The organism is Calothrix sp. NIES-3974 (assembly GCF_002368395.1).
GTDB lineage: Bacteria > Cyanobacteriota > Cyanobacteriia > Cyanobacteriales > Nostocaceae > NIES-3974.
On sequence record NZ_AP018254.1, the window covers coordinates 4699093 to 4715308 of the forward strand.

The window sequence follows — 16216 nt, forward strand, 5'->3', positions numbered from 1 at the left end:
AATCCATAGACGCAACCAGTGCGGTTTCTCGCAGAGTAATCCCAAATCCAAAATCCCAATGACTTCCCAAACCCCAAATCAAGCAATCTCCGTGGCTGGCTTAACTGAGTATATTCAGGCACTGTTGGAACAGGATCCGATTTTGCATCAAGTTTGGGTGACAGGGGAGGTTTCCAGTGCCAACCATCACCGCGTAGGTTTATTTTTTACCCTGCAAGACCCCGATAACGGTGCCTCGATTCGTTGTGTAGTTTGGCAGGGAATGATGAGTAAATTATCCCAACAACCCCAAATTGGCGAACGGGTAATTATTTTAGGTTCCCTGCGTTTGTATCCCCAACGGGGTGAGTACCAGTTGCAGGTGTGGCAAGTGTTACCCGATGGAGTGGGTTTACAAGCCCTGCGCTTTCAACAACTGAAAAATCGTCTTCAGGCAGAAGGTTTATTCGCTCCTGAACGCAAACGTTCCCTACCCGTCCATCCCCATACTATCGGCGTTGTCACCTCCCCTACCGCAGCTGCTTGGGGTGACATGCAAAAAACTTGGCGATCGCGTTATCCTGGTTTACGGGTAATTTTTGCCCCTGCCACGGTTCAAGGAGATACAGCCCCCCAATCAATTGTCCAAGCCATCCAACGTATCGAACGCGATCGCCGAGCCGAAGTATTAATTGTGGCACGGGGTGGGGGAGCGGTGGAAGAATTGGCTTGTTTTAATGATGAGTTAGTAGTCAGAGCGATCGCAACTTGTTCTATTCCCGTAATTACCGGGATTGGTCATGAACGGGACGAGTCCCTGGCCGATTTAGCCGCCGACGTTTCTGTGCATACCCCTACTGCGGCCGCAGAATTAGTGGTTCCAGCCCTTGCGGATTTATACCGACAACATCAGCATCGAATAGAGCAGTTAATTGGTGCAGTAGAGCAAGTTTATAGCCAGCAACAAATGCACCTGACAAAAATGCGCGATCGCTTAAATCGTATTCATCCCGATAAGTTAGTTAAGCAGGAACTCACAAACCTACAATGGCAACGTCAGCGCCTACTACAAATAGTTTCTAGCCAATTAAAACAGCAAAGCCAGCATTTGAAAATGTTACGGGAAAAACTCACCGTCCTTGACCCTAATGCCGTATTAAAGCGCGGCTATGCCCTTGTACGCAATCAAAATGGTGATATTATCCGTACTGCAACAGACGTGGAAATTAATGAGGAGTTAATCCTATCATTGGGCAAAGGCAAAATTAAAGTCCGAGTAGAAGATTATCAATAACTGTAGAGACGACCCGTCGGGTCGTCTCTAAATCGGGTCGTCTTTATGTCGGGTCACCTCTACATCGGGTCGTCTTTATGTCGGGTCACCTCTACATCGGGTCGTCTTTATGTCGGGTCACCTCTACATCGGGTCGTCTCTAAATCGGGTCGTCTTTATGTCGGGTCACCTCTACATCGGGTGTCCCTACTCCCTAACCCCACCAACCTGCAACATCTGCAAAATTCGCTCCGCACTCTCCAGATTACCAATAATACGACGCATAGGAGGCGGAAACACCTTCACCAAGGTTGGTGTCGCCGAAACCTGATTAATTTCGGCTTGGTCAGGATGGGTAAGGACATCAACCACCTTTAATGTGTAGGGATGACTTAAATGCTTTTCTAGCAACTCGTGGAGAGTTTGCAAAATTCTTTCGGTATGGAGTGTGTGTCCAGCAATAAATAACCTTAAAACATAACCTTGACCGCTGAATTCTGTTTGTGGTGATACCACCAGAGCAGATTCCGGATTTACAGATGGTTCCGGAATATTAACTTTGACCACCAAGTTGTGATTTTCCCACAGAGGGGCAAAGGTAGCACGATAGGTAGATAATACAATCGGATCACATACCCCCTCTTGCCAAGGTGCAGGTTGCCAAGAAATATTATCAGTTTCAAAAATAATGTTGAGTAAGGATTGATAGGGAAGAAGGGGAGGATATGCTTCAGCAAAAGTGTGAATTTTTTGGGTACGAGGGTCTAACCAATGGTCAATGGTCGCAGTATAACAGGGAACAAGAAAATGGGGTGGTTCGGGTAATCCCAAGATTTCCTGTAATGATGCACACAAATGTAAATGCCATCGTCCCTGTTTACTAGGGTCAATACAGTAAATCAAATCACCACCAGGGGTAAGCAAGGCTATACCCTTATATAATTGGGGATTTTTTGCGGGGGAGGTGAACGGTGTCAATGGATTTTGGATTTTAGATTTTTGATTTTTGATTGACCTGTAGAGACGACCCGTCAGGTCGTCTCTACGGGGATTTTCCCAACAATAAATAATCCGAATTACACCCGTCCGCGCAGGAATTGGGCCATTTCGTTGGGTGTTGGAGACATTTCCAGGGCTGTTTCTTCGGTAATTCTCCCTTCCTGGTACAAATTAAACAGTGATTGGTTCATGGTAATCATGCCATCAAAGCTTGCTTGTTTCATTAATTCCGTAATTTCATCGTACTTACCGTCTTTAATCCAGTCTTTGACTGCATCTGTATTAATGAGAATATCGTGGAATGCAGCCCGTTTACCATCGGTTGTCCGACATAAACCTTGAGCAATTACAGCCACCAAGGATTCCGATATCGCCACCCGCATTGCATCCTGTTCTTCCCCAGAATACAGGTTCAAAATCCGCTCAATTGTCTTCACCGCACTGTTGGTGTGCAGGGTTCCCATAACCAAGTGTCCTGTTTGGGCTGCTTTTAAGGCTGTGTTCACCGTTTCCTTGTCCCGCATCTCCCCCACGAGAATCACGTCTGGGTCTTCCCGGAGGGAGGCTTTGAGGGCATTATCGAATTTACGGGTGTGTACTCCCACTTCCCTTTGTTTAATTAGGGATTTTTTACTTTGGTGGACAAACTCGATCGGGTCTTCAATAGTAATGATATGACGCGGCATCTCTTGATTCATATAATCTACCATTGCCGCCATTGTTGTTGATTTCCCGGAACCAGTTGGTCCTGTCACCAATATCAATCCTTTGTGGTAATGACAAACATCCCGGAATACGGGGGGTAAACGCAATTCGTCAATGGTAAGAATTTTCAACGGAATTAGTCGCATCACCATCGCATAACCCCGTAGGGAATCGAAGACGTTGATCCGTACTCGAGCAAAATCATATTGGGTCGCACCGTCAAATTCTAAATCCTGCTCAAATCGCTTTACTTCCTCCGGTGTTAATGCTTCATGCAACCAACCCATGAATACTTCTTTGGTGGTGACGGGATAATTAGTGGTTTCAATTTCCCCCCGATTCCGGAAACGGGGTACTTCGCCAACCCCTAAATGCACGTCTGAAAACCCTTTGTCGTAGGCTTCACGAATTAAACTGGCAAAGGTTAATCCTCCAGGTGCGGCTTTTACTGTCGCTGGGGTCGGTGGTGTTCCGGGTCGATGAGCTGGAGCAGCTACTGGTGTGGATGGTGTTACTGCTCCCCCACTGCGGTTGGTTCCTGATAAATCCAGGGTTTGGGTCGCTTGACGTTGGGTAGCTCCTACTGGTGGAGGTGGGGGTGGTGCTGGTGGTGCGGTGGGAACTTTACGAGTTGGCATGGTGGGTGTCACACCTGATGGTCTTTGTGTTTCTGTCATAGTCTTGTGTTAAGTGATTTTGATGGAATTTAGTTGTTTTAGTCTCAGCACTGGCTGTCACCAGTTTTTTGCATGGCAATCCCGATTTGCAAACAAATGTTGCACAGATGTATCTGCCAGCCATATCAATGGCGTGTCTACTAAGTTGCAAATATTTTTTTGTAACAAAAGTTCATCATTTGCAGTTGCCTACAAATCTATTAAACACGGCAAATTCCGGAAATATATTCAGTACATGTATGTAGATTTTGATGTTATTTAAAAAATAGTTACATTCGCATGATTACGTACATTAGATTTCTGAGAAATATGAGTCTGATTCCCTGGAAAAATCGCATTAGAAAAACATCTATTTTGCATAAGCTTTCTTGATACAAGCTAGTTTTCCCCACCAAAGTCTTTTATGAGAAAACCTGAATATTTTGTAAAGATATGTAAAGGTGACTGGAAAACTCCTGGGAATTCTCAGATTAATGAGGACAAAAAAGAGGGTTATACCCCTTAGGATAGATGGCCAAATTGGCTCAGGGAAACTTTTTACGCGGACAGCACCTATTCATATTTATGAGAGATAAATTGTAAAGAATATTGAAGAAATGCTCATTTAAGAAATTTGCTTCTATATACTTGAATTCACAAGCGAATTGATCCCCGGTGGCGATCGCGGATCAAAGCGCATTAAACCAAAGCAGATCCAAACAGTTTTCTGCAATGTATATGGGAGAAAATAAAATGGCGTTATCTCAGACTTCCGATTTAGGAAAAGCTTACTCGATGTTAATGCTAAAAAGCTTTTTGATTTGGACGTTTACGTTATCTGTATGCTTATTAGTTGTTGGTTTTCCTTTTGTGGTTCTCATGGCCACGGTCGGATGTCTGTTGTCGGTTGTTTTGCAGTCAGTTATGCCTGTGAGTGCGGTATTGTTCGTTGCTGGTAGTATCTTTTTTATTAATATTGCGGCAGTTATGATTGGTGCGGGTGTGTTGACAGCAAAAGGAATTCATCCTAGCCAAGTTAAATGGTTGAGTTGGTTGCATGGCGAAAACGAAGAAGTGCAAAGTGCTGTCTATGCAGCTTGTCCTTTAACCTGTGAAATGAAGTAATTTTCTTGTAATTTTATCTTTTATCAATTTGAGATTGACTTTACCAAGATATCTCAAGTCAAAATTTTTCCAGCTTAATACAGTCAAAAAAAGCGCAAAATTCAGTTAGACAATCAGCACATCCGCCCGGTCAAGCCGGGCTTTTTCGTGCTAATATCACTGTTCCGAGGAGGATTCAACTAATACCTGCTGTGCTGATATTTCCCGTTTAGGTGCTAGTTTTTTCTTGCGGAATGATAGGTTGGTTTTGTCCGCATCCACGATGATTGTATCTCCAGCCACAAAGGTATTTTCTAAAATTTTTGTGGCAATGATATTTTCGATTTCCCTTTGAATTGCCCGTTTGATGGGACGTGCGCCGTAGGCCGAGTCGTAACCTTTTTCGACGATTTGACGGCAAGCTGCATCCGTAATTTCCACAGCAATTTTTTGTTCAGCGAGTAAACTTTCCACCCGTTTAAGTTGGATACGGACGATTTTTGCCATTTCCTGCTGTGTTAGGGCATGGAAAATAATTAAATCATCAATTCGGTTTAAGAATTCAGGACGGAAGTTATTACGTAAGGCATCTAACACCCGATTACGCATTTGCTCATATTGACTATCGTCTCCGGAAATATCAAGGATGTGTTCGCTACCGATGTTACTAGTCATGACAATGACAGTATTCCGAAAATCCACGGTTCTGCCTTGGGAATCAGTAATTCTACCGTCATCCAAGACTTGCAGCAAAATATTAAACACATCTGGGTGGGCCTTTTCCACTTCATCCAATAGGACTACAGCGTAGGGACGGCGACGAATTGCTTCCGATAGCTGTCCACCTTCTTCGTAGCCAACATAGCCCGGTGGGGCACCAATTAACCGGGATACGGAGTGTTTTTCCATATACTCGGACATATCTAACCGCACCAGGGCATCTTCCGAGTCAAAGAGAAATTGTGCTAAAGCCCGTGCTAATTCAGTTTTCCCGACTCCTGTAGGTCCCATGAACAGGAAAGACCCAATGGGACGACCGGGGTCTTTCATCCCGGCTCTAGCTCGACGGATGGCAGCTGCTACGGCTGCAACGGCTTCAGTTTGACCGACCACCCGTTGATGGAGATGTTGTTCAAGTTGGAGGAGTTTTTGGCGTTCCGATTCCAAGAGACGGTTAACGGGTATCCCTGTCCACTTGGCAACAATTTCGGCAATGTCGGCTTCGGTGACTTGTTCCCGCAGCAGGGTGGCTCCACTACTTTGCAGGTCAATTAACTGGGTTTCTTTGGCTTCCCGTTCCCGTTGTAAACCTTCGAGTTTGCCGTATTTGAGTTGGGCGGCTTTATTTAAATCATAATCCCGTTCCGCTTGGTCGATTTGTAAACGGATTTTTTCCTCTTCCTGTTTTAAAGCACTAATAGCTTCCAATAGTTGTTTTTCCCCTTGCCATTGGGAGTTTAATTGGGTTTGTTTATGGGTCAAACCTTGAATTTCGTTTTCAATACTTTGTAGACGTTCCCTGGTTTGGGAGGTGGCTTTTTCTTCCCCAGCGAGGGATAATTTTTCCATTTCCAACTGCATTAAGCGACGCTCGATGGTTTCTAATTCAGCTGGTTTGGAGGTAATTTCCATTTTTAACTGGGCTGCGGCTTCATCCACTAAGTCGATGGCTTTGTCTGGTAAAAATCGGTCGGAAATATAGCGAGATGAGAGGGTCGCAGCGGCAACTAAAGCCGAATCAGAAATTTTCACATTGTGGTGGACTTCGTAACGTTCCTTTAACCCCCGTAAAATGGAAATGGTATTTTCCACACTCGGTTGATCCACATACACCTGCTGAAAACGCCTTTCTAGGGCTGCATCCTTTTCAATGTACTTGCGGTACTCATCCAGGGTTGTCGCCCCGATACAGCGCAATTCTCCCCGCGCTAACATGGGTTTAAGTAGATTACCCGCATCCATTGACCCCTGTTGACCGGAACCAGCACCGACAACGGTGTGTAACTCGTCAATAAACAAAACAATTTGACCGTTGGATTCGGTCACTTCCCGTAAAACTGCCTTGAGACGGTCTTCAAATTCCCCCCGATATTTGGCTCCAGCAATCAAACTACCAATATCCAAGGAAATTAGCTGGCGATTTTTTAAAGATTCCGGCACATCCCCATTAATAATCCTCTGTGCCAAACCCTCCGCGATCGCTGTTTTGCCCACTCCTGGTTCCCCTATCAATACGGGGTTATTTTTACTACGTCGAGATAGGACCTGAATCACACGGCGAATCTCCTCATCCCGACCAATTACCGGGTCAAGTTTCCCGGCTTTCGCAGCTTCCGTTAAATCCCGCCCAAATTTTTGTAGTGCTTCATATCGAGATTCGGGATTTTGGTCAGTAACTTTTTGACTACCGCGAATGGCTTTAATTGCTGCCTCCAGTTGATTCACATCCGCATTCAACACCCGGAAACAACGTTTTCCAATGCGCTCATCATCGGCAAAAGCCAGTAAAATATGCTCAATCGAGATATATTTGTCGTTCATGCGATCGCGCACTTCCTCGGCTCGATCTAACATGACATCTAAACCCCGTCCCAGGTAGAGTTGATCGCTTTTGCCTACCCGTGGTTGACGACTGGTAAATTCTTCTAGTTGTTGTTGTAAACGGTGGGAATCAATATTCGCACGGGTGAGAATCCGCAGGGCAAATCCATTATCCTGTTCCAATAGAGCTAACACTAAATGCTCTACATCAAGCTGCTGCTGTTGATAAGCACGCACAATATCCTGCGATTTGACAATCGCTTCCCAAGCTTTATCCGTAAATTTATCTGGGTCTGTAGGTTGCATCTTCTAGAAGTTTCGATTTGAGATTTTTATTTTAGGCTTTAGATTTTAGATTATCCTGTAGCTGATGATTAAGCCTACTACATTCGGGCAAACTTCTGGGTTGCTATTCAATAAATTACTCAATACCAGCGATCGCCTAGACACCCTTCAGCAGTTTCTCAATGCTAAACTATTCCCCTGGAGCATCCCCTTTTGATTTCTGAGTTAAGGATTAGGACACCCCTTCCGTCCACCTGTTTTGTCTTCAACTCGCAGCTATGGACTAGGGATTTTCCACTTCCCCCTTCACATATTATACCGTGTCACCTATCCCCGCGAGCAATTCCTAACCATCGACTAAATTAATCAAAGCCTCTTCGACAAAAACATCTGACAGTGTAGCGTACTTCTTTCCAACTCCATAGACAACCCATCCACTAAATAAAAAGCCCCATCACAATCCTGTGCCTGGGCTAGGGAAATTACGCACAGCATCGTCATGGGGACAGTTAATCTTTGCATGAAGACCTTATTTTCCTACGGTGATTGGGTAGGCCGTCTTTGTCGTCACGCACTAATTTATGTATAACACTTTACTAGCGCCTCCACCAGTCGCTTTTTCTCAGGACGCTAATTTGAGGTAACTCATTTGAGGGACATGTTTAAAAACATACAAAAAATCAAGAACAGAACGGTGGCTGCGAATACACTGACATTACCAGATTTTTCAAGATTTCCTGACATATACTTTGTCAAAACTAGTGGAAAAGATTTAAGTAAAAGTATGGGTGAATCAAGGCAAGTACATCAAAGTATCTAATTTGGAAACCGAAAAAATTCCCAAAAATTCTCAAAATTTATAGATTCTATACGGAAATATTACCTAAGTAGTTGAAATGTTCATTAAGCAACATTCATACATAAGGGTGAGTCAGTGCCATGAAAACAGCGAATAGAAAGCCTGACCAGCAACCATTGCAGCGCGAAGAAATCTTGAGGATGCTCCTTGCAGGGTTAACAGTTGAATCCCCATCTCGCATCCTCCCCAATGGAGATCAAAATATCAACGAAGTCGTATTTGAGTCTGACATCGATGGTGAACACTACTGTTTGATTCGCTGTCGTCCTCACAAAAAGCAAAGTGTCAGTTTGAGTCCACGGGAACAAGCGATCGCCAAACTTGTGGCTCAGGGATTACCCAACAAAGTCATAGGTATTCATTTACACATTAGTCCCTGGACTGTAGCCACCCACCTGCGCCGTATGTTTACGAAACTGGGTGTAACATCGAGAACAGCTATGATTACTCGTTTGCTGGAAGAGAATTTGTTGCGTGAGTGAGTCAAGTTGAAAGTATTTCAACAACATTCACTATTCCCTGAACACAACAACAGTTTTCCCTACCCACCTACAGGCTTGCAAGTAGACGAATTGTCAACAAACAAGCTAAAGTGGTAATGAGTATGTTTTAGTTCAATTTATTAAAGATAGGTAATATTCTTTGAGCTTTTACCTTGACGTGCTAGTAGCCTTATCGGGATGTATCCTCACCAGTCCACCATTTACCGGATTCTGATTAAAGTAGCCAAAAATCTAATTAATAATCACATTTATCAACTTTCCATTCCAACTAAAATATACCCATTAAAACCACATTTAGATTAAGATTCCTGAATAAATTGGCATATGCAAAAAAACCCAGTATCAAACAAGCCAATCCAATCCTTAGAAGACGCTCTCGAACAATGTCAGACCTTGGGAATGCGAGTTAGTCGCCAACGTCGATTTATCCTGGAATTATTGTGGGATGCCAAAGAACACCTATCAGCACGGGAAATATACGACCGTTTAAATCAGCAAGGAAAAGCAATTGGGCACACATCAGTTTATCAAAATCTTGAAGCCCTATCATCGAACGGCATCATTGAATGTATTGAAAGATGCGACGGGCGATTATACGGCAACATTAGTGATTCCCATAGTCATATTAATTGTTTAGACACCAACCAAATCCTAGACGTACACGTCACCCTACCAGCAGAATTAATAGCCGAAATCGAGACCCAAACGGGTGTCAAAATCACCGATTACAGCATTAACTTTTACGGATATCGGAATCAATCAGAAGATAGGGAGCAAGGAGTAGGGAGTAGGGAGTAGTCAACAATTCGGCGTTGTTGAATACAAATATGAATTGAAAATTTAGACGTTGTGTAGAGACGTAGCATCACTACGTATCTACAACGATTGTGGTTTCAAGACAAAATGTTAATAATCATAATTCATACCCAAATTCAGCAACAGGAAAAATTCCTTCCACCCGTGGTAGTATGTCAACCTGTATTTAGCTCGTAGTCGTGCTTTAGCTCTATAGACGAAGCGGGGAGCAGGGAGCAGGGAGTAGTCAAAAATTCGGCGTTGTTGAATACAAAAGATTGTCAATGCCTATCGATTATCAATTTGCGCTCGTTGTAAACAGCCGGAAAAATCGACATAAACAGTCTTCCACTCCGTAAAAATATCAATCGAAGTACTACCAGCCTCCCGATGTCCGTTTCCGGTTTGTTTGACACCACCAAAAGGCAAATGAACCTCAGCACCAATGGTTGGTCCGTTAATATAGGTAATACCAGCTTCAATATCCCGCATAGCAGCGAAAGCAAGATTCACATCACGGGTATAAATAGACGAAGATAACCCATAATTAGTATTATTCAAAATTGCGATCGCTTCTGTAAAAGAACTCACTTCCATTAATGCCACCACAGGACCAAATATTTCCTCCCGCGCTACCCGCATATCCGGAGTCACACCATCTAAAATTGTCGGTGGAAAAAAGTATCCCTGCTGGAGATGACCAGTCTGCACGACTTCCCCACCCAGTAACACCTGCGCTCCCTCTGACCGAGCAATATCTATATATTCACAGACCCGTTGCAGCTGCTTGGCATTAATAATTGGACCAATATCCGTATCCCCTTGATCCCCTGCCCCTAACTTTAACTGTTCAGCCCGTTCCTGGAACATCTGGGTAAATTTTGACTTAATATCTCGATGCAAAATCAACCGACTCGTCGCCGTACATCTTTGTCCCGTCGTCCCAAAAGCCCCCCATATCGCCCCATCCACCGCCAAATCCAAATCCGCATCATCCATCACAATCTGGGCATTTTTCCCACCCATTTCCAAACAAACACGCTTATGCATCCGACCACAGATTTCACCCACAACCGACCCAGTTTGACTAGAACCCGTAAAGGAAACCAAATTCACATCCGGATGTTCCACCAAAGCTTGACCAACCTCTTCTCCCACCCCATGCACTAAATTTACCACCCCCGCAGGCAAACCCGCTTCCGCGAAAATCTCAATTAATTTTGTCGCACAAGCCGGTGTATCCTCAGCTGGCTTGAGAATAATCGTATTCCCACACACCAAAGCCGGCATAGCCTTCCAACAGGGAATCGCCACCGGAAAATTCCACGGAGTAATTAAAGCACATACCCCCACCGGAGTCCGCACCGTCATCGCCATCTTATTCGGCATTTCCGAAGGAGTAGTTTGTCCAAACAACCGTCGTCCTTCCCCAGCACTGTAGAAAGCACAATCAATCCCCTCCTGCACATCACCCCGCGCTTCCACCAGGGGTTTACCCATTTCTCGACAAATAAGTAACGCCAACTCTTCCTTATACTTACCCAGTAATTCCCCCACCCTGTAAATATACTCAGCACGAGCAGGTGCAGGTACAAGCCGCCACCGTTGATAAGCCTCACGGGCTGAGGCAACCGCCCGATTCACATCAGCCAGGGTCGAACGGGGAAACACCGCAACCACTTCACTCCTATTAGCGGGATTGTAGCTATTTAAACAGCTACCATCACTACTTGCCAACCATTCCCCATGTATAAAATTCCGACAGGTTAGAGGAGTCACCATACCCAAACCACCAGTTAAATTCTTTATAAACCCATTTTAATCGAACTTAAAAATCACTCTCGCAGGAGATAAGTGACAGACTCCTATCTTCCAATTTTTCCCAAGGAACTTCCATTACGGGTATACTTCAAAATGATTAGGTGTGTTCGGAGTGACGGAGGAAAATCCAATTGCTTACCCCCAAAGCGCGAGTTGTTCGCAAGCTGCGACAGATCGAAGATTTATTACCCATCAGTAAGCCATTCATCGCCAAGTACGACCTACTGAGAACCCTAGTACGTCGTGATTTAGAAGCACGTTATAAAGGCTCAGTCTTAGGAAATTTTTGGCCCCTACTCAACCAATTTGCCCAGCTTTTAATTTTGACCTACGTTTTCTCGGTTGTCCTCAAGGTAAGACTCACCCTGAAATCTTTACCCGATAATAACTTTACCTTTGGACTTTGGTTATTTGCCGGACTGTTACCCTGGATTGCCTTTAGTGGTGGTTTAATCCAATCGGCTAACTCAGTAATTGGTCAACCTAACCTGGTGAAAAAAGTCGTTTTTCCCCTGGGTTTACTACCCCTAGTGCCAATTTTCTCATCCTTTATTGAAAGTTCCTTGGGTTTAATTGTATTAATTATCTTTGTGGCTTTTACTTCCCACACCCTCCATCCGACCCTAGCTCTTTTACCCCTAGTTTGGATACCTCAACTATTACTAACCGCAGGATTAGGTTACTTAGCCGCAGGTTTTACCGTATTTCTCCGGGATATCCCCCAAACCATCAGTGTTGTTTTAAATATCTGGATGTACGCCACACCAATTATCTATCCTGCGACATCAATTCCCCCAGAATGGCGAAATTGGATATTTTGGCTCAATCCCATGACTGCCATTGTGGAAGTTTACCGCGACTTGGTGATTAACGGGGAAGTAAAACACTGGGGTGAGTGGGGTATGAGTAGCTTGATTTCCCTAATGATATTTTGTCTAGGTTTGTGGTGCTATCGCAAATTACGTCCAGCTTTTGCCGATGTGTTGTGAGTTTTTGATGCCTCACTTAAAATCAAAACTAAACCCGCAATTACGGAGGTATCCCCATGACGACAGTGCGTCCCTAGAAATGCGACAAAATTATGAAAAAGAACGAGAGCGAGCGGAGAAATTTGCAGCCTACCTCCGCCAACAAGGTATCGATCCTGATAGTTTAGTTTGATACATGGATAAGGAATAGATGGGAATAGGGAAGCAAGGGAAGCAGGGAAGAAAAGCTAATTTATTCTTTTTCTCCTGTTTCCTCAATCCAAAATCCATAGACGCACATAGTGCGGCTTCTCCCAGAGTAATCTAAAATCCAAAATTCATTGACTGGTGTGAGAGTGTAAGGATTGGTGGCAAAATATGAGCGAAGAAATTGCAATTTCCCTGCGCAATGTTTCCAAGAGTTTTAAACGATATCATCGTCCTGTTGATCGACTCAAAGAAATACTATTACCGGGAGAAAATCGCAGTGACGAATTTTGGGCTTTACGAGATATCAACCTAGAAATACCTAAAGGACAAACATTTGGTATTATCGGGCGTAATGGTTCAGGAAAAAGCACAATGCTGCAAATTATCGCTGGGACTCTTACTCCTACAACGGGAGAAGTACGAGTGAAAGGAAGGGTTTCGGCTTTGCTGGAACTGGGAAGTGGTTTTAACCCCGAATTCACTGGGAGACAAAACGTATTTTTTAACGGTAGATTATTGGGTTTAAGTCAAACCGAAATTGAAAGTAAATTTGACGAAATTGCGGCTTTTGCTGATATCGGTGATTTTATTGAACAACCGGTTAAAACCTATTCAAGCGGGATGTTTGTGCGGTTAGCGTTTGCTGTTGCGGTGAATGTTGATCCAGAAGTTTTAATTGTAGATGAAGCCTTAGCGGTGGGTGATATTGCTTTTCAACATCGCTGTATGCGCAGAATGCGGAGTTTGATGGATTCGGGAGTGACAACATTATTTGTTTCCCATGATAGTGGAGCCATCAAAACTCTTTGTAATTACGCGGTAATGATTCACGATGGACAGATATATACGTCTGGTTTCCCCAGCGCGGTGATTATCGAGTATATGAAGTTAATGACAAATATTGAAATTGGTTTAGAACAAAATGAGCAAACGGCAGAAAGTAATACGAATAATCAAACCAATGACGGTTTCAAACAACTAGTTGTAAATAATCAAATTGAACAATTAGACCGATTATTTAATGGTATCAGTCGTCGCGGTAATGGCAATGCATTAATCGAAAGAATTGAGTTAATTGGTAGTCATCACGAATTTAACCCAGAACAAATCGTATTTGGCTTTAATGAAGAAGTGACACTAGTTGCAGAAATCAAAGCCGTCAAACCGCTCAAAGGATGTGTACTGGGCTTTTTTATTTGTGATAAAAACGGCAATGAAATTCTCGGAACCAACACCTTTGAAGAAAGAGTGGATATCAAAGCCTTGCAACCAGAACAACGGGTGGAAATCAGATTCAAATTTAAATTACCATTACGTACTGGTTCCTATAGTTTAACCGTTGCTGGTGCAGAAAATCCCCACGCAATTCCATTTGACTGGATTGATAATGCCATTGTATTTCAAGTTTTGCCTCCAGAAAGCGGTAAACAGATTCATTCCCTGGTGGACATACCTATAGATGTTACAGTTGATCAAATTGAACAATCAGTCATTAAGGAGCATGTAAGTTGAATAATTTTAGATTATTCGATTTTAGATTTTGGATTTTGTGGAAATTTGCTGGGGTCGGTTTACAATACGGGTTTTGGATTACTCTTAGCTGGATGCAAAGCGTCTAGTCAATATATGATCCTTCCTACTCCCTGTTCCCTACTCCCAATAAATTGCGATACGACTTTAGCCGTCAAGCTCTGCTTATCGCCAGAAATTAACCCAGATAGGGTAACTTAGGAGCAGAATATATATTTGTCCGTTTTTTGCGGATTTTGCCGTGATAACCGCTAATATTTTGGCAAATCCAGCTAAATGGTTGGTTATTTCCGTAAATTTCCAGCAAGCATCCCGCAAAATGACACACTCACCAGGTTAATTGACTAGTTAACAAGTTGAATGTGTTTGAGCTAATTAAAACACGCAAAAACTATTATGTTCACCGAAAAAAAACCAAGTCTTAATCATCAAATTCCCATCAATGACGCAGCAGCAGTAGTTAGAAATACAGCAGAGGAGTTTGTGAAAGCATACTTTTATACACCTGTAATTGATGGTAAACCAGCTTGGGTGAATACCTATTGGCAAGGTATACCTGCTTTAAAGTGTCCCCTAGACCTGTGGATTTATCAAGAAATTATTTTCCAGCAGAAACCGGATTTTATCGTTGAATGCGGTGTTTCCAGGGGAGGAAGTACGGCTTTTTTAGCTGATATGTGCAAATTAGTTGGTAAAGGTCAGGTGATTGGTATCGATATTCAGATACTAGCAGAAACCAGAACATCCTTGAATCGATACGATAATATCCAGTTAATTGAGGGGGATTCCGTGAGTCGGGAAATCGCAGAACAAGTATACGCGATCGCTGGTGATCGGAATACCATTGTGATTCTTGATTCTGACCATAGCAAGGAGCATGTAATTCAGGAATTAGAGACCTATCATCGGTTGATTCCTAGGGGAGGTTATTTAATTGTTGAGGATACCATCGTCAACAACCATCCCATCTATCCAGAGTTTGGTTTAGGACCAATGGAAGCAGTGGAGGAATTTTTGGTGACACATCCAGATTTTTATATTGATAAGCAGTGTCACAAGTTTTTGGCAACTTTCAATTCTAATGGCTATTTAAAACGGCTGTAGATATTATTAAAATTACTTTTACCATCTGATATCGGTTATCAACCCTCATAAATTAAATCATCAGGGGTGTATTTTTTCAGTTTTGAAGGTGTGGATTAATTTAAGATATGCGGATGGTAAAAAATCACATATGTTCTGGTGTTGCATTTGATAAATCAGTTTTGATACCTTTGAAACTTACCTAGAATCTAAAATCCCAAATTGTATAAGTTTATTCTTTAATTGAATTTGATGATAAAAGTCGAGGGATACAATGCATGACAGCTCGCTAGATAAAATGAAGAATTTTCGAGTCAAGCACTTAGATGGGAAAGAAAATGAAAATTTAACCATCTTGGATATTGGTAGTTTTGATGTCAATGGGACTTACAAGCCGATTTTTGATTCCCCCCAATGGCAGTATATTGGTGCTGATATGTGTCCCGGAGCAAATGTCGATATCGTATTAGATAATCCCTACAATTGGCATTCTATAAAAACCAATTCAATGGATGTTGTGATTTCCGGTCAGGCTTTTGAACATATTGAGTATTTTTGGGTGACAATGTTGGAAATTGCTAGGGTTTTAAAACCAGAGGGCTTATGTTGTATTATTGCTCCATCTAGCGGTTGCGAACATAAATATCCCGTGGATTGTTGGAGGTTTTATCCGGATGGTTTTTCTGCTTTAGCTCGGTTTGCAAATTTACAGGTATTAGATGCATTTACCCAGTGGGATAATCAAGGCTATCAAGATAGTAGTGATGAATGGCATGACTCTGTTTTGGTAGCAAGGAAGAAACCTGCTTCATGGCAACAGCAAGTCACTCAGAAATCATTGATGTTTTTAATGCGTATATGGTTAAAAAGTATTGATGTAAGTCATAAAAAATAATTAGTGGAAA

General features: G+C 42.9%; 14 protein-coding genes. 10 read left to right on the forward strand and 4 right to left on the reverse strand.

Translation table 11 applies throughout. The annotated features are described in order from the left end of the window. Positions 1 to 58: 58 nt before the first annotated feature. Entirely contained in the window at positions 59 to 1273 is a 1215-nt protein-coding gene (gene xseA / locus CDC37_RS18920; RefSeq protein WP_096624097.1) for an exodeoxyribonuclease VII large subunit, read from the forward strand. A 186-nt stretch (positions 1274 to 1459) separates the two neighbouring features. Here the strand turns inward: xseA and CDC37_RS18925 are convergent, their stop codons facing one another. After that, positions 1460 to 2230, reverse strand: a complete 771-nt coding sequence (locus tag CDC37_RS18925; protein WP_096624099.1) for a circadian clock KaiB family protein — start codon at positions 2228 to 2230, stop codon at positions 1460 to 1462. Positions 2231 to 2328: 98 nt separating this feature from the next. Continuing rightward, positions 2329 to 3633, reverse strand: a complete 1305-nt coding sequence (locus tag CDC37_RS18930; RefSeq protein ID WP_096624101.1) for a type IV pilus twitching motility protein PilT — start codon at positions 3631 to 3633, stop codon at positions 2329 to 2331. A 732-nt stretch (positions 3634 to 4365) separates the two neighbouring features. Between CDC37_RS18930 and CDC37_RS18935 the strand changes: the two genes are divergently transcribed. Beyond that, positions 4366 to 4737, forward strand: a complete 372-nt coding sequence (locus CDC37_RS18935) for a hypothetical protein (protein WP_096626404.1) — start codon at positions 4366 to 4368, stop codon at positions 4735 to 4737. 156 nt (positions 4738 to 4893) lie between these two features. Here the strand turns inward: CDC37_RS18935 and clpB are convergent, their stop codons facing one another. After that, positions 4894 to 7563, reverse strand: a complete 2670-nt coding sequence (gene clpB / locus CDC37_RS18940) for an ATP-dependent chaperone ClpB (RefSeq protein ID WP_096624103.1) — start codon at positions 7561 to 7563, stop codon at positions 4894 to 4896. Positions 7564 to 7627: 64 nt separating this feature from the next. Here clpB and CDC37_RS25595 point away from each other — a divergent pair, with 64 nt between their 5' ends. The 3 genes from CDC37_RS25595 to CDC37_RS18950 all read left to right on the forward strand — a co-directional run bounded on the left by CDC37_RS25595 (position 7628) and on the right by CDC37_RS18950 (position 9702). Further along, complete coding sequence (locus CDC37_RS25595) at positions 7628 to 7759, forward strand: hypothetical protein (protein WP_255408847.1); 132 nt, start codon at positions 7628 to 7630, stop codon at positions 7757 to 7759. A gap of 722 nt (positions 7760 to 8481) precedes the next feature. Beyond that, positions 8482 to 8883 carry a response regulator transcription factor gene (locus tag CDC37_RS18945; protein WP_096624105.1) on the forward strand — a complete coding sequence of 134 codons (402 nt, stop codon included), beginning with the start codon at positions 8482 to 8484 and terminating at the stop codon, positions 8881 to 8883. 345 nt (positions 8884 to 9228) lie between these two features. Further along, on the forward strand, positions 9229 to 9702 hold the full coding sequence (locus CDC37_RS18950) for a Fur family transcriptional regulator (RefSeq protein WP_096624107.1): 474 nt from the start codon (positions 9229 to 9231) through the stop codon (positions 9700 to 9702). A gap of 285 nt (positions 9703 to 9987) precedes the next feature. Here the strand turns inward: CDC37_RS18950 and CDC37_RS18955 are convergent, their stop codons facing one another. Then, on the reverse strand, positions 9988 to 11481 hold the full coding sequence (locus CDC37_RS18955; protein ID WP_096624109.1) for an aldehyde dehydrogenase family protein: 1494 nt from the start codon (positions 11479 to 11481) through the stop codon (positions 9988 to 9990). Between the two features lie 203 nt (positions 11482 to 11684). On the opposite strand from CDC37_RS18955, the gene CDC37_RS18960 reads away from it, so the two are divergent. From CDC37_RS18960 to CDC37_RS18980, 5 genes are all read left to right on the forward strand, one after another. Further along, entirely contained in the window at positions 11685 to 12509 is an 825-nt protein-coding gene (locus CDC37_RS18960; RefSeq protein ID WP_442861099.1) for an ABC transporter permease, read from the forward strand. A gap of 7 nt (positions 12510 to 12516) precedes the next feature. Further along, positions 12517 to 12681: a hypothetical protein gene (locus CDC37_RS18965; protein WP_157780784.1), complete on the forward strand. Its 165-nt coding sequence runs from the start codon at positions 12517 to 12519 to the stop codon at positions 12679 to 12681. Between the two features lie 185 nt (positions 12682 to 12866). Continuing rightward, positions 12867 to 14210, forward strand: coding sequence for an ABC transporter ATP-binding protein (locus tag CDC37_RS18970; RefSeq protein WP_096624115.1), 1344 nt, complete (start codon positions 12867 to 12869; stop codon positions 14208 to 14210). A gap of 414 nt (positions 14211 to 14624) precedes the next feature. After that, complete coding sequence (locus CDC37_RS18975) at positions 14625 to 15332, forward strand: CmcI family methyltransferase (RefSeq protein WP_096624117.1); 708 nt, start codon at positions 14625 to 14627, stop codon at positions 15330 to 15332. Between the two features lie 277 nt (positions 15333 to 15609). Next, entirely contained in the window at positions 15610 to 16206 is a 597-nt protein-coding gene (locus CDC37_RS18980) for a methyltransferase domain-containing protein (RefSeq protein ID WP_157780785.1), read from the forward strand. Positions 16207 to 16216 lie beyond the last annotated feature (10 nt).